Below are 20,916 nucleotides of genomic sequence, written 5' to 3'. Positions count from 1 at the left end.
TTATTGATGCTTTTGCAGGAATTTTCTATTAAAAGCATCAAATAAGTAAAAAAGGGGCTGTATTTTCACCTATCCCGCGCTCTGGCGCAAACCTGAGGGGAGGATCTGCCCGTTATTAATCAGAACCCATAAAAAAGGGCAGACCCAATGGCCTGCCCTTTTTAAATGTTTCTGAAGAAGCTGAACGATTAATCAGTCGTCCAGTTCTTCCAGCAGTTCAGATACTGTGCCAACGATGTTGTCCACAGTGAAGCCGAACTCTTCAAACAGTTGACCTGCCGGTGCAGATTCACCGAAGGTTTCCATACCGATGATGGCACCTTCCAGACCCACATACTTGTACCAGAAGTCTTTATGAGCGGCTTCAATCGCTACGCGAGTGATTACGTCAGCTGGTAGTACAGACTCACGGTAAGCCGCGTCCTGTGCATCAAAACGATCAGTAGAAGGCATAGATACCACACGGATCTTCTTACCATTGGCACTCAGCTTCTCAGCGGCATCCAGCGCCAGAGTCACTTCTGAACCAGTGGCGATCAGGATTGCATCGGCAGTACCTTCGCAGTCTTTCAGTACGTAAGCACCGCGAGCGATGTTCGCCAGCTGCTCTTCGCTACGCGGCTGATGCGCCAGATTCTGACGAGACAGGATCAGAGAAGTCGGGCCGTCGTTACGTTCCAGTGCTGCTTTCCAGGATACGGCCGTTTCTACCGCATCACATGGACGCCATACGCTCATGTTTGGCGTACCACGCAGGCTAGGCACCTGCTCAACCGGCTGGTGAGTCGGACCGTCTTCACCCAGACCGATAGAATCGTGGGTGAATACATAAATAGCACGCTGCTTCATCAGCGCCGCCATACGTACCGCGTTACGGGCGTATTCCATAAAGATCAGGAAGGTTGCACCGTAAGGTACAAAACCGCCGTGCAGAGCCACACCGTTCATGATCGCAGCCATACCGAACTCACGTACACCGTAGTGCATGTAGTTACCGGACGCATCATCAGCAGTGATCGCTTTTGCACCGTTCCAGAAGGTCAGGTTAGATGGCGCCAGATCCGCAGAACCGCCCAGCAGTTCAGGCAGCTCAGGACCAAAAGCGTTCAGGCTGTTCAGAGAAGCTTTACGGGTTGCAACGGTCTCGCCCTTTTCCTGACAGGCTTTGATGTACGCATCGGCTTTCTCAGCGAAGTCTGCAGGCAGATCGCCGTTCATACGACGCTCCAGCTCTGCCGCCAGCTCAGGGTGTGCCGCCTGGTAAGCTGCAAATTGTTCAGCCCATGCGCTTTCTGCTGCTGCACCTTTCTCTTGTGCATTCCAGCCTTCCGCGATGTCTGCAGGAATTTCAAATGCTGCGTGAGGCCAGTTCAGACGCTCGCGAGTCAGTGCGATTTCGTCATCACCCAGAGGAGCACCGTGGCAATCCTCTTTACCTTCTTTGTTTGGTGAACCAAAACCAATGATGGTCTTACAGATGATCAGGCTTGGTTTGTCTGCCTCTGCTTTAGACGCTTCTACCGCAGCTTTGATCTCTTCTGGATTGTGACCGTCTACTTTGATCACGTGCCAGCCATAAGCATCAAAACGCTGTTCAGTGTTATCGGTAAACCAGCCTTCTACTTCACCATCGATAGAGATGCCGTTGTCATCGTAGAAAGCAATCAGTTTACCCAGACCCAGCGTACCGGCCAGAGAACATACCTCGTGAGAGATACCTTCCATCATGCAGCCGTCACCCAGGAAGCAGTACGTGAAGTGATCAACCACTTCATGGCCGTCACGGTTGAACTGGCCTGCCAGTGCTTTTTCCGCTACCGCCATACCGACAGCATTAGCGATACCCTGACCCAGAGGACCGGTGGTCGTTTCGATACCAGGCGCATAACCGTGCTCAGGGTGACCTGCAGTTTTAGCGTGCAGCTGACGGAAGTTTTTCAGATCGTCGATAGACAGATCGTAGCCGCTCAGATGCAGCAGAGAGTACAGCAGCATAGAACCGTGTCCATTGGACAGGACAAAGCGGTCGCGGTTGTACCAGTTCGGGTTCTGTGGGTTGTGCTTGAGGAAATCGTTCCATAACACTTCAGCAATATCGGCCATCCCCATTGGGGCGCCCGGGTGACCGGACTTGGCTTTCTGGACAGCGTCCATGCTCAGCGCACGGATGGCATTAGCTAAATCAGAACGGGAAGGCATGCTTACCTGGCTCCTGGGTCTGTGAGGCCCACGTTATGTGAAACTCACTGCAAAATGATTATCATGATTTGCCCCGAAACCCTGTTTTTCATAGCCAGAGGCGGTTATGAAAACAGTAAAATAAGGCAAATCACCGGAAATAGGCGCGTATTGTCGCTTATACGGCGGTTATCTTCAAACCCTGGCTTCTATTTATCATTTATTTCGCCTCAATCTCAGGGTTATTTTTTCCATGATAGAGAAAATGAGCCATTTTCAGCTGAATTTTAGTAAATTTCATTGTGCATTCGATGAGATGAATCGCTACAATCAATGACTAACCTTTGGCTTGTCTGGCCGGTCAGGAATATTCCTTTCTTCACTGAAGTCTAATCTTTATCTATCTGATCAGATTTTAATGGTAAAAGCGGACAGTCTGGTTAATACTCTGAATTTGTTAATGAGATTCATTATTAATTGTTCGTCTCAATTAACAACTAACCAACAGCCCTGTTGTGTTATTTTCGTGGCTGTTACAGGAGGTCAGGTACTTGTTGATTTTCAACGTTAAAGCATCTGGCTAATTCCTTATTTTCAACTCCTTTGAGGGTAATAAGAGAATCATGAGCGAATACTCTTTATTTACGTCTGAATCTGTATCTGAAGGCCATCCGGATAAAATCGCTGACCAGATTTCTGATGCCGTACTGGATGCAATTCTGGCGGAAGATAAGTACGCCCGTGTTGCCTGTGAAACGATGGTAAAAACTGGTGTTGCCATTGTTTCTGGTGAAATTTCCACTTCTGCCTGGATCGATCTGGAAGATCTGGTCCGTAATGTGATTAATGACATCGGCTACACATCTTCTGAAGTAGGTTTTGACGGTAGCACTTGCGGCATCATCAATCTGATTGGTAAACAATCCGTTGATATCGCCCAGGGTGTAGATCGCCAGAAGCCAGAAGATCAGGGCGCCGGTGACCAGGGGCTGATGTTCGGTTACGCGTCTAACGAAACCGACGTTCTGATGCCTGCACCTGTAACCTTTGCTCACCGTCTGGTTGAGCGCCAGGCTGAAGCCCGTAAATCTGGCCTGCTGCCATGGTTACGTCCTGATGCAAAATCTCAGGTAACCTGCCGTTACGAAAACGGCCAGGTATCAGCTATTGATGCTATCGTTTTGTCTACTCAGCACAACCCTGAAGTGACTCAGGAAGATCTGCGTGAAGCGGTAATGGAGCTGATCATCAAGCATGAGATTCCGGCTGAGCTGCTGACAAAAGACACCCAGTTCCATATCAACCCAACCGGTAACTTCGTAATCGGCGGTCCTGTGGGTGACTGTGGTCTGACCGGTCGTAAAATCATCGTAGATACCTACGGTGGTATGGCCCGTCACGGTGGTGGTGCTTTCTCTGGTAAAGATCCATCCAAAGTAGACCGTTCTGCAGCCTACGCAGGTCGTTACGTGGCGAAGAATATCGTTGCGGCAGGTCTGGCTGATCGTTGTGAGATCCAGGTGTCTTACGCTATTGGTGTCGCTGAGCCGACCTCTGTGTCGATCAACACCTTTGGCACGGGCAAGATCTCTGATGAGAAGATCATCGAGCTGGTACGTGACAACTTTGACCTGCGTCCGTTTGCGATCACTCGTATGCTGGATCTGCTGCACCCTATGTACCGTCTGACTGCAGCATACGGTCACTTTGGCCGTAATCCTTTTGAGATGACCGTGGGCGATGACACCTTCACGGCATTCCCATGGGAAAAAACCGATAAAGCCGACGCACTGCGTGCTGACGCTGGCCTGTAATCTGATTTTCAATTAGATACAGCCCCGGATGATCTGTTTTGTCACAGAGCATCTATAATGTACGGTTAACGTACATCACAAAGCAGGAGCCTGACTCCTGCTTTGTCGCATCTGGTTGTCAGCCAGACTGACAACACACCAGGCTGAGGGGCGCTGCAACGGAGTTTATTCCGCTACGCTCAGCCAGGTGCCAATTAATTTGCAAGGGCGCCCATTCACCTGAATGGAGAAACCTGATGAGCTTCACTGACTACAAAGTCGCTGATATCTCTCTTGCTGACTATGGCCGTAACGAAATCCGCATCGCTGAGTCTGAAATGCCAGCGCTGATGGCGATTCGTGAGAAGTACCGTGCCGAGCAACCGCTGGCTGGCGCTAAGATCATCGGTTGTATTCACATGACCATCCAGACTGCCGTGCTGATCGAAACACTGGTTGCCCTGGGTGCAGAAGTTCGTTGGTCTTCCTGTAACATCTTCTCCACACAGGATCACGCTGCAGCTGCTATCGCTGCGGGTGAGATTCCTGTATTTGCCTGGAAAGGTGAGACCGAAGACGAGTACGTTTGGTGTCTGGAACAAACCATCAACAAAGATGGCAGCCCTTGGGATGCAAACATCCTGCTGGACGACGGTGGTGATCTGACCGCTCTGATCCACGAAAAATACCCTGCTATGCTGGCCAGCATCCACGGTGTATCTGAAGAGACCACCACAGGTGTTCACCGTCTGATTGAGATGATGCACAAGGGTACTCTGAAAGTACCTGCGATCAATGTAAACGACGCGGTAACCAAGTCAAAGAACGACAACAAGTACGGCTGTCGTCACTCTCTGAACGACGCCATCAAGCGTGGTACTGATCACCTGCTGTCCGGTAAGAAAGCCCTGGTTATTGGTTACGGTGACGTAGGTAAAGGTTCTGCGGCATCTTTGCGTCAGGAAGGCATGATCGTTTCTGTTACAGAAGTGGACCCTATCTGTGCGATGCAGGCATGTATGGACGGTTTCGAAGTGGTTTCTCCGTTTAACAACGGTGAATTCGACGGTACTGATGCCTCTATCAACAGCGCACTGTTGGCAAAAACCGACCTGATCGTAACCACGACCGGTAACTACAACGTCTGTAACGCCAACATGCTGAAAGCGCTGAAAAAAGGTGCTGTGGTATGTAACATCGGTCATTTCGATAACGAGATCGATACCGCGTACATGCGTGAAAACTGGGCGTGGGAAGAAGTTAAGCCGCAGGTACACAAGGTATTCCGCGACGCTAAGCCAGGTACTGATGTCAACCTGGATAGCAGCGATTACCTGATCCTGTTGTCTGAAGGTCGTCTGGTGAACCTGGGTAACGCCACCGGTCACCCATCCCGTATCATGGATGGCTCTTTTGCTAACCAGGTACTGGCTCAGATCCACCTGTACAAAGCGGGCTTCGCAAACCTGACAGCTGAAGAAAAAGCGGCAAACATCACTGTTGAAGTTCTGCCTAAGCAGCTGGACGAAGAAGTGGCTCGTTACATGGTTGAAGGTTTCAGCGGTGTTATCACCAAACTGTCTCAGGAGCAGGCAGACTATATTGGTGTTGACGTTGAAGGCCCATTCAAGCCAGAAAGCTATAAGTACTGATTTATTCTGTATGGATAGCAATAGCCGGATCTGGTTATCCGGATCTGACAGGCTGATATAAAAATGCCCTGTGTATTCTGATACACAGGGCATTTTTTGTAATAGGAGTTCTTTTGTAACAGGAGCTCAGGATGCGTTTTGTTTATTGATCGGCAGCTCTTTCACTTTAGGATCTGTTTCTTTTGACTGAACCGGTTTTTCCAGGGTGGTATTTTTTGGCATGGATGGACGGTTGCCCTGATTACCACGATAGATATGCTTCAGCTGGCCGCTGATCTGAGCACCCATTTCCATTTCCAGCAGGTTATAGCTGACATCACCTTCAATCTGAGCGGTCTTAGCCAGCTCCAGACTTTCACAGGCATGGATATCGCCAGTAACACTGCCACTGATAATCACATGAGGGGCGGAAATTTCTCCGATAACCATGCCGCTATCACTGATACGTACCACTGCAGATGAATTGTCGTCAGCGATCAGATTGCCAAAAATTTTGCCATCAATCTGCAGACCTCCACTCAGGTGCATGTCACCTGCGATCTCAGAACCTTCAGAGATCAGAGTGTCGAAACTGGCAGGACTAACCGTTTTTTTATTACCACCGAACATGTTCAGAATCCCATAAACTGTGTTGTTGTAATGACATCGCTTGATCCAGAGAGTATAAAACGGAAACTTACTTAAGCAAAAATACTAACTGCAAAGGGGAGTGAAAAAGCTCCGTCATCCATGACAGATGGATAAAAAAACACCCTTAAATCATAAAAAATGATTTTTCAGATCCAGGCCACAATGGCCGGACCATGATGCCGGGTGAGCAGCTCTTTCGGACCGGCGAGCACATCAATACTGAACAGCTGATCATGACGAGTAACAGCCAGATACTTTTCGTTCTGGCCGTTCAGCTCGATCTCTTCATACATTTCGTAAACACAGAACTCACTGGTTTCATACAGCGTTTGTTCAACTCTGTAATTCTGACCGGCATAGCTAAGAAGACATACTGTGTTGTTACTGTATTCTGATGACATAACCATAAATCCAGTGTTCAGTGCTGCGCTCATTTAAGCTGCTCCAGATGACATAGACAAAATATAGCGAGAAGTTTTCCCGGATCGTATTACCGGGTATTACACCTTGTTTATTAAGGGCTGCTGCAGGGTATATTTGTTTTTTAAACTTCTTTTTGCGACATTATTTGTCTTTTAGTGGCTGCAGGTATAAAAAAGGCCTGACCGGAATAAACCAGCCAGGCCATTAAGACATTCTGAGATGCAGATGAATGATCAGGGCTGAGCGTGTTTATTTTCAGCCGTGTCGTCAGACGAAGATTCAGTTGTCTCTGTTGCTGTTCTGACTGGCGGCAGAGAAGATAGCTGATCAACCTGTGTTTCCAGCCACTCTGTGACTTCTGCATGCACATCGTTCACATTGCGGCCTTCTGTTTCGATCAGATTGCCAAAACGCACCCGAATCGTCCCCGGTTTTTTGACCAGAGCACTGGAGGTCCAGTGTTCACCGGCGTTGTGCGCCACCGGCAGAATCGCGGTGCCTTTTTTAGTGGCTAACATGGCACCACCTTTTTTATGGTTGCCACGGGTACCGGGTTCTGTTCGGGTTCCTTCCGGGAATATCAGGACCGAATAGCCATCTGTCAGACGTTTCTGGCCTTCTTTCAGTACCTGCTTCATCGCTGCTGCAGGTTTGCTGCGATCCAGAGGAATTGGGTTCAGCGCTTTCAGGCCCCAGCCAAAAAATGGAATTTTAAGCAGCTCCTGCTTCAGAACCGTACTCATTGGACGGGTGACCAGTTGCAGATAAATGGTCTCCCATTCTGACTGATGGTTACTGAGAATAACTACATTGCGATCGGTCGGAATGTGTTCAATGCCCTGGATATCGTAGCGGATACCACAGGTTACTTTCAGCCAGAACAGGGTGAACCAGTTATAACGCAGAATCAGCCAGCTGCGAGGACCGGCTGGTAGTAGCAGCGCGATAGGTGTCAATACACATGATACGACGACCATCGCCAGGATATATCCCAAATAAAAAATCAGCGCACGTACCGCTGTAATCATGACTTACTTTCCTCGGAATGATCTGACCCGGCAGCTTGCGCTTCTGCTCGGGCCGCGTTCTTTTGATCGGCAATATATTCCAGATATTCCACCAGAGCCGGGCGCCAGCTCCGTTGTTTAATACCAAAGTTATCCATAATTTTCTGGCAATTCATCTCTTTATGCAGTGCCAGCTTGCCATTAAGTCCCAGTGCTGCAGCCGAAACACCGCGTACTTCCGGCATACCCTGTACCAGGCCAGAATCTTCCGCCAGTTCCAGAGCCAGTTCGGCAAAATCGGAACGGCTAATCGCTTCTACACCGGCGTACTGGTAGGTTCCCCAGCATTCAGCACCACAGTCCATCTGTTGAAGCATAGCGATAATGACACGGGATGCATCGCTGATGGCTGTTGGAGATAAGATAATGTCGCTGGCATCCTGTACGCCACTGGGGGTAGCAGACTGTTGAATCAGCTGATCCAGCCAGTGATGTTCTGTGCTGTCAAACAGATCCCCCAGACGAAGAATCAGGCGACGTTTCAGACACTGGCGAATGGCTTCTTCACCCTGCCACTTGCTTTCACCATAAGGATTCAGAGGATGCACTGTATCGGTTGTGCTAAAGGCAATGCCTCGGGTTTCGCCGATCACCTCATCGCTGGATATATGGAAGAGGGCGGCACCGATTTCAAGACAGATATGAGCCAGGTGATCCGGATAGATGGCATTAATCTGCCAGGCCTTGTCCGGCTGCTGTTCTGCCCTGCGAAAATCTGAAAATTCATAGGTATTCAGCACAAAGTCAACGGAGAGGTCTTTTAACTGTCGCTGAAGCTCAGCCAGATCTTCCGGGTCTCCATCATACAGCGTGCACTGGATACCCCGGATTGTCCGGGCGTGTTCCTGTACTCCCTGTGCCAGTGGAGAATCTCCCTCAATGAAAAAAATGTGCATAGTGTGGTCCTGTCTGAATACTCAGCGCCTTGTAGAATAGCCCCGACAGGCTATCCGGATATTATTCTGGGTAAAAAACAGCAGGTATTCTAACGGATGCAAGCGTGATGACCCAGAGCCGGAACACATCTTATAAATAATCCACTGATATTTTCTGTGCTTTTACCGGTTCCGCTTCGGATTAGCTGGCTGGCATGATGGTCTGATATGACGGCGAACAGGCCGGTAAAAACCATTGGTGCGGATGATTGCTGGCGTTATGATGCTTTTTTGCTGTGTCAGCCCTCTGTTATTCTGTAAATAGCCGCTTTTCATTCTGATGATTTAACTTATGACTTTACCCCCGTCCTTTGATTTGAAAACGACCTCGGAGCAATCTCCTTCCAGAGGGGCAATCCGGACACCGCCACTGCGCAGTTTGCATACTTTTGCAGTGGCTGCCCGGATGGGCAGCTTTAAACAGGCTGCTGAGTCTTTGTGTATTACGCCTCAGGCAGTGAGCCTGCAGATTCGCAATCTTGAACAGCAGCTACAACTGGAGCTGTTTATTCGTCATCCCTCAGGTATCGAGCTGAGTCCGGCCGGAGAGCAATTGCTGGATTATGTACAGCGTGGCATAGGAGTGATCGAGCGGGGTATTCGGGAAGTTAAAGAGCAGCAGCAGAAAACGCGTTTGAGGATCAGCGCTTCGCCCTGGTTTGCGGTACATTGCCTGTTACCCCGTTTGCCTGAGTTTGAGCAGGCACATCCTGAACTGGATGTTGATATTGCTACCTCAGTACCCTTCCCCGACTTTGCTGCTCAGCGACTGGATATCGCGGTGCAATGGGGCTTCGGACAATGGCCTTTCAGCCATAAACAGTTGCTGCTGACGGATGACAAGCTACTGGTGTGCGCACCGGATTTGCCAGAGCAGATTCCTCTGCGGCAGCAGAATGATCTGACCCTGCATCGTTTATTGTGCACGCCGTTATCTGTCGAGCTGTGGCGAAAATTACTCAATACTCTGGGGGTGGATGCCCTGGTGGAGCGCCAGACTCTGCCTCTGGATAGTCATGCCGGATTAGTGGAAGCGGCTATTCGAGGATTGGGCGTTGCCCTGATCTCTGTGCCGGATGCCCGTCAGGCAATCGATAATGGTCAGCTGGTGGCACCTCTGAGCGATCGACCAATCAGCGAACTGAATCCGGCTCTGATGCCCGGATACTGGCTGGTACTGAGAGAAGGGGCGGAAGATAATCCGGCTGTGGATTGCTTTCTGAGCTGGATGCATGACTGGCTTGATCATCATCCTAGAGCTGCCAGAGCAAGTTTATCCTGGTCATGACGGTAAGTTTTATTGTTTGCTGCTTGATTCAGATCAGTCCAGACTGAATGTCATATCGGGAATTTCTCCCTTCTGACTGATGTGATGGTGTCTGTTTCCCCAGGCACCGGCTGATAATAAACAGGCTGGTCTGTAAGCCTGTGACCGTGACAGGATAATGATATGACACCGAATGCTTTTTTCGACAGCCTCTGGCAGAACTATATTGATATTACGCCTCAGGCTGAACAGATTCGTCAGTTATTTGCAGCAACAGACGGTGAAGTTATTAATGATCATGTGGCATTCCGTACCTTCGCAAATACCCCGCTACAGCTGGATAACCTGATACCTCTGATTCTGGATATGGGCTATGAAGTGCAGGGTGACTACGACTTCAAAGCGAAAAAACTGCGTGCGAAAAGCTTTATTCACCCGGATCACACCGTACCTAAGATTTTTATCTCTGAGCTGCTGACCGATCAGTTGAGCGATACCGCGCAGGCTATTATCGGTAAATACACGGCAGAAATGAAAGAGCAGTCTGTGGATCACAGCGTGTTCTGGTCCGGGCGCCATTGGAGCACGCCGGTCTGGGAAGACTACCAGACCGTTATGGAAGAAAGTGAATATGGAGCCTGGCTGCTGGCGATTGGTATTCGCGTTAATCACTTTACCGTCAGTATTAACCATCTGACCAGCACCAACAGTATCCAGGAAGTGCTGCAGCGGGTAAAAGATGCTGGTTTCGCCGTCAATACGGTGGGTGGTGAAGTTAAGGGGACACCTGAATCTCTGCTGGAACAGGGTTCCAGTATGGCAGATCGCATGCCGTTTACTTTTGCAGACGGCCAGAGTCACGAAATCCCGACCTGTTTCTATGAGTTTGCACTGCGTCATCCGGACAGTGAAGGCGTGGTCTATCAGGGCTTTATTGAAGCGAATGCGGATAAGATTTTTGAATCCACTAATGCCGCATAAGACTACGTTTGTTTTTAATCTGCGTCTCTGCTCATCATAGCTGTCACCGTTGGTTTTGCTCTCCGATAACGACTGTCAGCGGACATATTGTTCTCTGTGAGTCCGGATATGCTTCAGCGCACCTGACCGGGTGCGCTGCTATCTACAAAGCAGAAACAAAGTGATAACTCTCCGTACATCGCTTGATTTCTGAGCAATCAGGAGGGCAACCTTCTGTTTTCTAACGCTCTCCTTTTAAAGTGATCAGGAACATTCCGATACATTGCCGACAGACTTCCACGATTGATCCTTTAATCAGATTTTTCTTGTTTGAGCTTCAGGTAAAGACCCGCTTCAATAGGTGTAACAAACTTTCTGGCGATTTCTGTACATGGAGTACACATATGAAACCTTACCTGATGTTATCGGCTGCCGGGATAACCTGTCTGTCTTTCGGTATGACGGCTAATGCCCTGGCCGAAGCCCCGGTCGTTAACGTTGCAACCAGCTATACCGTTTTAGAAGAATCTCCTTTTTACAGTAACGATACTCTGATTATTCCGCGTATCAGTCAGGCTGATGAGCCGGTGGCCTATCAGAATGTAGTACTGGAAAAAACAGAGAGAGGAGACTGGCAACTCAAGAGGGCCACAGAGAGTCATCTGCTGAATGTGATTGATAGAGCAGATCTGATTCAGGTCGATGCTTTTCCGGTACAGGCTTATCTGAAAATCATTGGCTCTTTTACCAATGGATGTGGAGCTGTAGGTGATGTTGTGACTGAAGTGAGCGGTAATAGTATTAATATTTCAGTGTACAGCGAGCCTTATGAAGCCACTCTGGTCGCCTGCACTATGGCGATGGTGCCGTTTAATCATGTGGTACCTCTGCCTGTCTACGGGCTTCAGGCCGGAGAATACCAATACAGCGTTAATGGCACGTTTTCCGGAAGTTTTACTCTGGATAAAGATAATGTGTTCGAGCCTGAAGTGTATGAGTCATACCCGGAAGGTGTTCAGGTCTGTACTTCTGGTGATACGACATGTTCTGCCAGGGAAAATCAGTCTTATGATCAGACAATAAAAGGAGAATAAAGCGATGAAACGACATTTTGCTAAAGCGGTATGTCTGGCATTAATTGCAGCAGGAAGTTACAGCACTGGCGTAATGGCATCTGACGCAGAAAATACCAGTTTGCCTGATCCGAATAACAGTGTGGCAGCCGATTATCCTGTGTACAGCAACAATACTCTGACGATTCCGACCGTGGGTTCTGATAATAATCCAGCCACTTATCTGGATGTTGAGCTGGTTCAGACTGAGGCGGGTAAATGGCAGCTTACCCAGGCAAGGCAATCCACTCTGATTGATGTGATTGAAAATGTAGAAGTGGTAAAGGTGGATTCATTCCCGGTTCAGATCTTTCTGCGTTTGACAGGCACCTTCAATAATGGCTGTGGCCAGTTTGGTAAAGTGATCTCTGAACAGGAAAACAATCTCTTCCAGCTCTCGGTATATTACGAATGGTATGACGAAGCTGTGACGCTCTGTACAGAAAATCTGGTGCCTTTCGATCATCTGATTCCATTGACTGTATATGATCTGGATGCCGGAGAGTATCAGTACACATTGAATAAAAACTTCAGCGGAAGTTTTTTACTGGAGCAGGATAATCGTCTGGATTATCAGGAGTGATCTGTGATTGTAGCGGGGCTATTCTCAGCAATCGCCTGAAGTTGCACGGATTTTTGGCGATCCTATAAGAGGTATGGGCAATAAGATGATTGATTTATTGCCCTATCTCTGTATTGAATGTCAGCCATGTGGATACGAAGTGGAATATGATTATTCTTTAACCACTTAATCCATAGAAAACTCTTAAGCTCCTGTCCGGTATTAGTTGACCACTACACAGCAGGTAATCAACTCACAAATAGTCAGTCAGAGCTGGCTGCTTTTTCAGAAGTGCCAGAAGAATCTATCACTTGTTGTAAGTGTGAGTGTACGCTTTTAAGCAAAACATCATCCTCAAAATTAGCGGCCATATATTTCGCAATGTGCAATGCTCTTTTAATAGAACCATTTTTCCATAGACCAGTCAGTCGATTGTAACCATAAACCTGTGCTAGCAAGGAGAAAGAACGCTGATTATAAGCACAAACTGGTGTCGAAAAATAAGGATCAGGTGTTCTCCAATCACCATACAACGCGCTTAACCAGCTATCTTTGTCATCGAGAGTCCATACTTTACCTTCTGGTCTAACTTCAATATGCAGAGAAAGAGGTCCGGGAAATACTATTACTCTTTGCCACTCCCAGGGAATACCCTTCATCCAGGTACCACTTATAACGTTTCCGGTACCTTCCTCTATTTCAACTGCATAAATATCTAATACGATACCGGTCGCTTTATGCTTGAATGGTAAAGGCGTCAACATAGGCATGGGGAGAACTACTTTTTCCCAGCCATTGGATAATAATAAACGGGCTGCCTGAGGTATTTCTTGATGAGGTACAGCAATATCTAAGTCCCTGTCAAATGGTAATAAGCACCCTTCTCTTTCCATACCTAATAAAGCCCCTCCTGTCAGAAATGCATGCACCCCATTAGCGGACATTGAAGCTAATGTTTTCCACATTAATGTTTCTATTTCTGTTCGATTAAAGCCATTGTCAGGAGGGGAATCCCTCACAAAAGTTTCACCTTTCAGCAAAATACTTAATACTTCTCGGAAATGATGAATCGCTTCTGGTAGCTTCCCCTGATACATAGTCAATAGCCCTAACCCAGCTCGAGAGTAGAGCTCATCACTCTCCAGAGTTAAGGCTTTACTGTAATATTGCTCAGCTGCATGGATTTGTCCCCTTTGTTCTGCAATCCTGCCTAAGTGAACATAAGGCCTGGATAGCTCAGATCTCTTTTTAATCAATGCCAGACACCGGGCTTCAGCCTGAGATAAGTCACCGGACTGAAATAACCTGGATGCATATGCTAATTGTACATCAATATCACTTGGTAAAAGATCAGCCGCCCGTTCTAGTGCTATAAGAGCTTCTTTGTTTTTTTCTTGCTGAGAGTAGATGTTATATAAAGCAACCCAGGCCGCTCCATTTTCTGGCTCTTGTTCTAATAGCTGTCTGGTCAGGGTGTAAGCACTGGTTAGTTGGCCAGAAGAAAGGTGCTGTTTGAGCGTTTCAAGTAACACGTCAGTATTCCAGATTTATTAAATTTACTTAAGAAAGTGAAGGCTTATGTAACCCTTTAATTTAAAAGGGAGTTATTGTTTTATTTGATAGATTTAATTTAAAGTCTTATAGATTGGCATAGTCTATTTTTGGTGGGCTTTGTGTGTCTTCGGTTAGATTCAATACCCAGCTACACCTGATCTGCCAGCTAAACAAAAATGAGCACAAGACTTATGGTTGTCTGCCAAACAGACTACAGGCAGATAAAAATTTTTACCATACTTTCAATATATGTGGTCCGCTACTGAAAAGGGCAGGCTATTTCTGAGAGTTTCCCCCTACAGTGAGCCTGTATGATAAAGACTGATGCATTAAACCACTCAGCGTAAAAAAGAGTGTGCCAGGGTAAGAGCGAGATTTAAGACTAAAAACAGGGAGATGAGAGGCGGCTCCTCAGAAAACAATCAGGCTGCTACAGCCTGGGTTGCCTGTGTCCGTTTAAACGGTACACAGCGCACAGAGGCTGAGGTATGGTTCAGCGCCAGAGATTCTGCCGTTTGTTTGCTGATCATCACGCAGCCATCCGCTGCCAGACGGGCGGGTGCCAGCATCACCCGGTAATTATTGATATCACCGTTACTGAGCATAAACAGCTCATCCTGCTCACCGATATCAAAGCCGATACAGGCTTCGGCAGTATGGCTGTCGCGTACGGTATGTACTTCACTGACCGGACACTGTACCGATGGTCCGCCATCGAACAGATCCACATAACCGGCGAACTGGAAACCTTCTTTTTTCAGCATATGCAGCGCCGGAGCGGATGAATCATGGGGCTTGCCGATGACGTCACGGGCTTCCTGTGGTAACAGGTCGATATAGATTGGGTATTTCGGCATCAGATCGGAAATAAACTGAGTGCCTTTCAGTGCCACTGTATTAACCGCTTCCTGGAAATCGATACCGAAGAACTGACGGCCCAGATTTTCCCATAACGGGGACTGGTCCTGATCGTTCAACCATCCACGCAGCTCAGCCATCACGGTATCGCCAAAACGGGTCGGGAAGTCCGCCATGGTCAGAAAACGTGCGCGGGACAGAAATTGTCCCATGCCGGGCTTGCGGAATTCTGGCAGTACAAAGAGCGAACCCACTTCAGAAGCCCCGGTATAGTCGTTCACCATACTCAGTACGCGCGCCTGACGGGTCATTGATAGTTCATTGCTACTGCTGACCAGGGTTGAAATCTTATAAGAATAAAATGGGCGATCCAGACCAATACCAGTATAGATGGCTGTCGTACCCACCACGCGGCCTGATGCCTGATCTTCCAGCACCATAAAATAGGTGCCCATTGCATCTTCTGCACCTGCTTCTGAAAAGGCCCGCTCGCTGGCGGTGATTTTTTTCAGCCATGCCGCTTCATCGGCTGGCATAGAGGTCATGCCACGACCAACAGCACGGGACAGCGCCATCAGATCATCAAGATCACTCATTTGACAGGGACGAATCAACAACATAATCAACACCCATAGATTTTATTCTTTGAATGCGACTAATTTTAGAAGGCTTCGGACAAAATGAGCTTTCTGATTTTCATAGAAAAATGCAGATCCTGCGCCGAAAATAAAATATCGTCGAAGAAAATTCGGTAACATGAAAGAAAGTTGCGAAAGGCATCAGACAACGTCAAACTAGCGCATTTTCGTGCAATAGTGCGGGCCTGAGGACATACTCAAGCTGATCTGCCCCTGAAATATGCACTGATACATCACCCGGAGAAGGTCAATTATGCAGTTAGATCGTATTAGTCGAAATATTCTTTCGATCCTGCAACAGGAAGCCCGTATCACCAACCAGGATCTGGCAAACCGCGTCGGCTTATCACCAAGCTCCTGCCTGAATCGTGTCCGCAAGCTGGAAGAAGCCGGTCTGATCGGGCCTTATCTAAGCAATCTGAACCTGGCTAAAATCTGTCGTAGCGTGGAAGTGATCTGCACCGTCAGCCTGAAGGATCAGAGTACTGATGCCTTCCGTTCTTTCCAGAGTGCTGCCCAAAGCCATCCAGAAGTGGTGGAATGCTATACCGTCAGTGGTACATTTGATTTCTTTTTGCGTATCGTGGCACCGGATATGGCGCGCTACAACGATATTAACGATATGCTGCTGGATGTGCTGCCGGGTATGGTTAATATCAGTAGCCATGTCGTACTGACCAATGTGAAACCTTTCCGGGGTTACCCGTTGGATGCTCTGCTGGAACAGACGCTTTAAGACAACCAGACTGACTTCCCCGCAGCTTACAAAAGATATATTATAAAAGAAACTTAAGGTTTGATGATTAATATTGCGAAATGGACTTTCCTGTAGCTAGCCTTACATTAAACTGCGCTGATACACAGGTCACTCCACATGATGTCCAGCCCTATTAAACGGATTACACACCAGTACAAAGTGAGCCTGATCTGGATCGCTGCACTGTTTATCTCCTCCCTGTTCCTGTTCGCGTCTCTGCTGTGGGAATCCGCTGATACGATCAATCAGGAGGATGGGAAGCATGTGCATTCATCCATTGAGGAAGATATTCAGCGCACCAGGCGTCTGCTGCTGAATAATGTACGGGATTATGCTATCTGGGACAGTGCCTACGATCAGTGGATCAGACAGCAGCAACCTGATCGGGACTGGGTTGTGAGTAATCTGGGCACGGGGCTGTATGAAAACCTCAATGTCGAATGGGCTGCGGTTGTCAGTCAAAGCCAGGGGATACGTTTCAGCGCCTACCAGGGCAAAACGCACTCAACCGTTATGGCGCAAAAATTAGCACCATTAACACAAGCCTTATTGCGTCAAGGCAGTGACTTGCTGCTACTGGATAATAAGGTGTATGCCGTTGCATCACACCCGATATTAAAAGAGAGCGACCCCCTTGATGCTGCAGGTTATGGTGAAAGCTTTGTCTTTGCGACTCCACTGAATACGGCAGAACAGCATGAGCTGAAAGCCCATATAGGTTATCAGGATTTGCACTTCTCCCTGCAACCGCCATCTTCCCATGCTTATTACAGCTTACAGGATAATCAAGGTAAGCAACTCGGTTACCTGAACTGGCAACCTATGAAGCCAGGCAATCAATTCCTGCTCCATCTTTTTCCCTGGATTTTGCTGTTATTAACGGTTTTAGGTATTACGACAGGTTTGTTGTTCCATCGTCTGGTCAAACAGGGACGGCACAGCTTGCAGGAGATGCAGGCTCTGGCCAATACCCGGTCAGACCTGGAAGATCAGCAGAAGGTGGTTCAAAACCTGCGCCAGCGCTTTCAGTACCAGGGTTCTCAACAAGCTTTCTTTCACACCCTCAGCCTGGAAGCCACCCGGCTGATCAAAGCAGATATCACGGCTGTCTGGCTACTGGATGATTCGGGCCATCAACTGGTCTGCCAAACCAGTAACTCTTCGATGACCCACGAAGCTTTTAATCTGAGTGAAGTTCAAACCTGTATCGAGTTGATTCAGGGGCAACCTGTAGTTGAACTGAATATGCCGGGTACAGACAGACCTGACCCGCTTCCTCAGCAGGGTATGCTGAAACTATTTCACGAGTTTGGCTTACACAGTGCCCTGCTCACCGGCGTTTATCAGGGAGGGGAGCTACAAGGTGTGCTCACCTTCTGTCAGTACCAGCCAAGGCAATGGAGTGATAGCGATAAGAATGCCGCCTCGGCACTGGCAGGCGTTACCGCGCAGTTTGCCGAAGCCTTCCAGCATCACAAAGCCGAAGAAAATTTTTATCAGGCCACTCACTTTGATCAGGTTACCGGATTGCCCCAGCTGGCTCATATTGAGGATCAGTTTGTCCAACAGGAGAGCGGTGAAGGTTATCTGCTGATTCTGCGTCTTCATGGCCTGCACCTGATCAATGAATTTCATGGTGTAGAAGCCGGAGACGAAGTCTTCAGAAATCTGGCCCAGCAGTGCCTGGCGATACTGGAGCCTCTGCCGCAACAAAAACATCTGTTCCGCCTACCGGCTAATCGATTGGGTTTACTATTTGAAGGCAGCCAAAGTGAGGCAGAGCACAGCGTTCAGCTACTGATTGATCTGGTCAGTGGCACCACCTGGGATTACCAGCGTAAAAACTACACACTGAGCCTTCAGGCCGGTGGTGCGCACTACCCTTCCGATGGCCGCTCGCTGGAAGAGTTGCAGCATAAAGCCCGGCTGGCACTGCAACATATCCGTAACCAGGCAGATAAACCCAATACGCTCTCCTTTTATTCCCTCAATGTCAGCCGTGGACTCAAAGCCAGAACTCAGGCAATTCAGGCGCTACAACGGGCCATTGAACGTGAGGAGTTTGTACTTTATTTTCAACCGCAATACAGCCCTGATAAGCGGATTGAGGGTGCGGAAGTATTGCTGCGCTGGCAACATCCTGAAAAAGGATTGCTGGGGCCGGGGCACTTTATTGCTCTGGCGGAAGAGACCGAGCTGATTGTTCCTATGAGCCGCTGGATTCTCAGACAGGCCTGTCAGTTGCTGGCCCGGCTACCCATCACCTTGTCTGTGAATATTTCGGTTTTGCAGCTGCGCCAGGCAGGCTTTGTTCGTGAAATTCAGGGACTGATTAATGAGCTTGACTTCCAGCCCCACCAGCTGGTGATCGAGATTGTCGAATCTATGATGGCTGATCCTGGTGCTGCCCGCCAGTTGAAAGCCTTACGTCAACTGGGCGTGCAGGTGGCACTGGATGACTTTGGCACCGGCTACTCCTCGTTAAGCTATTTACAGCACTTCTCGGTTGATGAGATCAAGGTGGATCAGTGTTTTATTAAAGCCCTGGAGGAGCAGGATGACTCGCCACTGGCCCGGACCATTATCGCAATGGCTCACAGCCTGAACTGCCGGGTCGTGGTTGAAGGGGTTGAGAACGAGGCTCAGCTGGACTTTTGTCATCAACACAAGGCCGATCTGATACAGGGCTTTTTCTTCGCAAAACCAGAACCCTGGGAACACTTTACCGCACGGCTTGAAGCCTCACATCAGAACAACTGTACCGCCAACGCCCATTGATAGTGGGGCTGGCGGTCTGATTATTGACGGTTTGACGACTCTGACGACTTATAGCTATTGCTGACCTGGAAAGTAAGGGCACAGAAATCCTGACTTTAACTATGTCAGGCCTGTCCTTAAGCCAATCGATTTACAGCAGGAACAGTGTCGCCAACCCCAGGAAGCTGAGAAAGCCAATAATGTCGGTCACTGTCGTCAGAATCACAGCGCCAGACAGAGCAGGATCAATACCCAGTTTTTTCAGAGTCAGAGGCACCAGGATACCGGATACTGCTGCTGCCAGCAGATTAAAAATCAGTGCGGCAGCGATTACGGCAGATAAGCCGATATCGTTAAACCAGAACCAGGCGACGACTGCGACGACAGCAGCCCATACCGTACCGTTCAGTACGCCGACCGCCAGCTCTTTCATCAGTAACCAGCGGGTATTACTGGAAGCAATCTGATTCAGTGCCAGCCCTCGAATGGCCAGTGTCAGTGTCTGACTGCCTGCAATTCCCCCCATGCTGGCGACGACTGGCATCAGCACCGCCAGCGCAACAATCTGACCCAGTGCTTCCTCAAACTGTCCGATCACCCAGGCCGCAGCAAAGACCGTAATCAGATTGATACCCAGCCAGACTCCCCGGCGTTTTGCGCTGGGGATTACCGGGGAGAACAGATCTTCTTCCTGATCCAGACCTGCACTTTTCATAACCTTTTCTTCTGCATCACTGCGAATGGCGTCTACAATATCATCCAGTGTGATACGTCCTATCAGATGATGCTGTTCATCGACAACCGCAACGGAAATCAGATCCCGACGGTTAAACAGTGCAGTGACCTCCTGCTCACTGGCCTGAGCCATGACCACTTCTGTATCACCAGACATCACCTCCGAAATCATTCGCTCAGGGGAAGATAACAGCAGAGTATTCATAGCTACCTTACCCATAAAACCGCCTTCACTACTGGTCACCATCAGCGCATCGGTATGGGGTGGAAGTGTTTCATGACGACGCAGCCAGCGCAGTACAACGGCGACAGTGACATCGGGCCGTACCGCCATTACGTCAGTGGTCATCAGGCGACCCACTGTACCGTCTTCATAGGACAGCACTTTTTCCAGCCGTAAACGACGATCCATATCCAGAGATTCCAGGATCAGATCGGTCTGATCCCTGGGCAGCTCTTCCAGAACAAAGGCCAGATCCGAGACCTCCATACTGTCTGCCGCTGCGACCAGTTCTTTCTCATCCATGTCATTGATGATGCTGGCGCGGGCCTCATCATGCAGCCAGGTCAGGATCTCACCTTCATGTTCAGGAGGAATCAGCTCCCACAGATCATGCCGCTGTTCCGGCGGCATAGATTCCAGAAGGTTGGCAACATCGGCAGCCGGTAGCTCCATCAATGCCGCTTTGAGCACACTGCTATGTTTATCTTCCGTCAGATGGTTGAGTACCCAATCGACAGAGCCAAATTCAACGCCACTGTTCACCATAGAATCCTTGCCTTTTACCGTGCAGAAATAAAAATATGTCTGGTCACAGACCTGTTATGGACTATTAAAGCGAAAGCTGGGAAGAAAAGATATTCACATAACGATATCCATCGCTCTGCAGACGCAGATCATCCTGTGGTCAGGAAGAAATAATAAGGGGGACAAAAAAACAGCCACCACAATGGGCAGATCGTGATGGCTGTGCTGGTCATCCATAGACCGGGGGATAATCCGTATTCTTTGCTGAACCCGACGCCTGAGCAGGCACG

At 48.7% G+C, this 20,916-nt stretch carries 16 protein-coding genes and 1 riboswitch; of the genes, 8 read left to right on the top strand and 8 right to left on the bottom strand.

Annotation, left to right across the window (positions count from 1 at the left end; all coding sequences use genetic code 11):
- Positions 1 to 192: 192 nt before the first annotated feature.
- Positions 193 to 2,199, bottom strand: a complete 2,007-nt coding sequence (gene tkt, locus H4O21_RS11595; protein WP_182809037.1) for a transketolase — start codon at positions 2,197 to 2,199, stop codon at positions 193 to 195.
- Between the two features lie 602 nt (positions 2,200 to 2,801).
- Between tkt and metK the strand changes: the two genes are divergently transcribed.
- Both metK and ahcY read left to right on the top strand, forming a co-directional pair.
- Positions 2,802 to 3,992 carry a methionine adenosyltransferase gene (gene metK, locus H4O21_RS11590; protein WP_182809036.1) on the top strand — a complete coding sequence of 397 codons (1,191 nt, stop codon included), beginning with the start codon at positions 2,802 to 2,804 and terminating at the stop codon, positions 3,990 to 3,992.
- A gap of 139 nt (positions 3,993 to 4,131) precedes the next feature.
- Positions 4,132 to 4,212: riboswitch (S-adenosyl-L-homocysteine riboswitch) on the top strand.
- Positions 4,213 to 4,228: 16 nt separating this feature from the next.
- Positions 4,229 to 5,623, top strand: a complete 1,395-nt coding sequence (gene ahcY / locus H4O21_RS11585; RefSeq protein WP_182809035.1) for an adenosylhomocysteinase — start codon at positions 4,229 to 4,231, stop codon at positions 5,621 to 5,623.
- A 126-nt stretch (positions 5,624 to 5,749) separates the two neighbouring features.
- Here ahcY and H4O21_RS11580 read toward each other — a convergent pair whose 3' ends face one another.
- The 4 genes from H4O21_RS11580 to H4O21_RS11565 form a co-directional block, all read right to left on the bottom strand.
- Positions 5,750 to 6,232, bottom strand: coding sequence for a bactofilin family protein (locus H4O21_RS11580; RefSeq protein WP_182809034.1), 483 nt, complete (start codon positions 6,230 to 6,232; stop codon positions 5,750 to 5,752).
- A 167-nt stretch (positions 6,233 to 6,399) separates the two neighbouring features.
- On the bottom strand, positions 6,400 to 6,687 hold the full coding sequence (locus H4O21_RS11575; protein ID WP_182809033.1) for a hypothetical protein: 288 nt from the start codon (positions 6,685 to 6,687) through the stop codon (positions 6,400 to 6,402).
- A gap of 222 nt (positions 6,688 to 6,909) precedes the next feature.
- The gene (locus H4O21_RS11570; protein ID WP_182809032.1) at positions 6,910 to 7,704 is read right to left on the bottom strand and encodes a lysophospholipid acyltransferase family protein; all 795 of its coding nucleotides are present in this window, start codon (positions 7,702 to 7,704) and stop codon (positions 6,910 to 6,912) included.
- On the bottom strand, positions 7,701 to 8,639 hold the full coding sequence (locus H4O21_RS11565; protein WP_182809031.1) for a sugar nucleotide-binding protein: 939 nt from the start codon (positions 8,637 to 8,639) through the stop codon (positions 7,701 to 7,703). Before H4O21_RS11565 ends, H4O21_RS11570 begins: the two co-directional genes overlap by 4 nt.
- A 331-nt stretch (positions 8,640 to 8,970) precedes the next feature.
- Here H4O21_RS11565 and H4O21_RS11560 point away from each other — a divergent pair, with 331 nt between their 5' ends.
- From H4O21_RS11560 to H4O21_RS11545, 4 genes are all read left to right on the top strand, one after another.
- Positions 8,971 to 9,966 carry a LysR substrate-binding domain-containing protein gene (locus tag H4O21_RS11560; RefSeq protein WP_182809030.1) on the top strand — a complete coding sequence of 332 codons (996 nt, stop codon included), beginning with the start codon at positions 8,971 to 8,973 and terminating at the stop codon, positions 9,964 to 9,966.
- A 162-nt stretch (positions 9,967 to 10,128) separates the two neighbouring features.
- Complete coding sequence (locus H4O21_RS11555; protein WP_182809029.1) at positions 10,129 to 10,926, top strand: DUF1338 domain-containing protein; 798 nt, start codon at positions 10,129 to 10,131, stop codon at positions 10,924 to 10,926.
- 383 nt (positions 10,927 to 11,309) lie between these two features.
- Positions 11,310 to 11,999, top strand: coding sequence for a hypothetical protein (locus tag H4O21_RS11550; protein WP_182809028.1), 690 nt, complete (start codon positions 11,310 to 11,312; stop codon positions 11,997 to 11,999).
- A gap of 4 nt (positions 12,000 to 12,003) precedes the next feature.
- On the top strand, positions 12,004 to 12,600 hold the full coding sequence (locus H4O21_RS11545; protein ID WP_182809027.1) for a hypothetical protein: 597 nt from the start codon (positions 12,004 to 12,006) through the stop codon (positions 12,598 to 12,600).
- Positions 12,601 to 12,842: 242 nt separating this feature from the next.
- On the opposite strand, the gene H4O21_RS11540 is transcribed toward H4O21_RS11545, so the two are convergent.
- Entirely contained in the window at positions 12,843 to 14,111 is a 1,269-nt protein-coding gene (locus tag H4O21_RS11540; RefSeq protein ID WP_182809026.1) for a tetratricopeptide repeat protein, read from the bottom strand.
- A 444-nt stretch (positions 14,112 to 14,555) separates the two neighbouring features.
- Positions 14,556 to 15,611 carry an arginine N-succinyltransferase gene (locus H4O21_RS11535; RefSeq protein WP_182809025.1) on the bottom strand — a complete coding sequence of 352 codons (1,056 nt, stop codon included), beginning with the start codon at positions 15,609 to 15,611 and terminating at the stop codon, positions 14,556 to 14,558.
- Positions 15,612 to 15,882: 271 nt separating this feature from the next.
- Between H4O21_RS11535 and H4O21_RS11530 the strand changes: the two genes are divergently transcribed.
- Positions 15,883 to 16,365, top strand: coding sequence for an Lrp/AsnC family transcriptional regulator (locus H4O21_RS11530; protein WP_182809024.1), 483 nt, complete (start codon positions 15,883 to 15,885; stop codon positions 16,363 to 16,365).
- 138 nt (positions 16,366 to 16,503) lie between these two features.
- Complete coding sequence (locus tag H4O21_RS11525) at positions 16,504 to 19,164, top strand: EAL domain-containing protein (RefSeq protein WP_182809023.1); 2,661 nt, start codon at positions 16,504 to 16,506, stop codon at positions 19,162 to 19,164.
- Positions 19,165 to 19,294: 130 nt separating this feature from the next.
- On the opposite strand, the gene mgtE is transcribed toward H4O21_RS11525, so the two are convergent.
- Positions 19,295 to 20,647: a magnesium transporter gene (mgtE, locus tag H4O21_RS11520; protein ID WP_182809022.1), complete on the bottom strand. Its 1,353-nt coding sequence runs from the start codon at positions 20,645 to 20,647 to the stop codon at positions 19,295 to 19,297.
- Between the last annotated feature and the right edge of the window lie 269 nt (positions 20,648 to 20,916).

This window comes from Oceanospirillum sediminis (assembly GCF_014164585.1).
GTDB classification, from domain to species: domain Bacteria; phylum Pseudomonadota; class Gammaproteobacteria; order Pseudomonadales; family Halomonadaceae; genus Oceanospirillum; species Oceanospirillum sediminis.
Note: the sequence above shows the minus strand (reverse complement) of the source record. Positions and strands in the feature narration are given on the sequence as shown.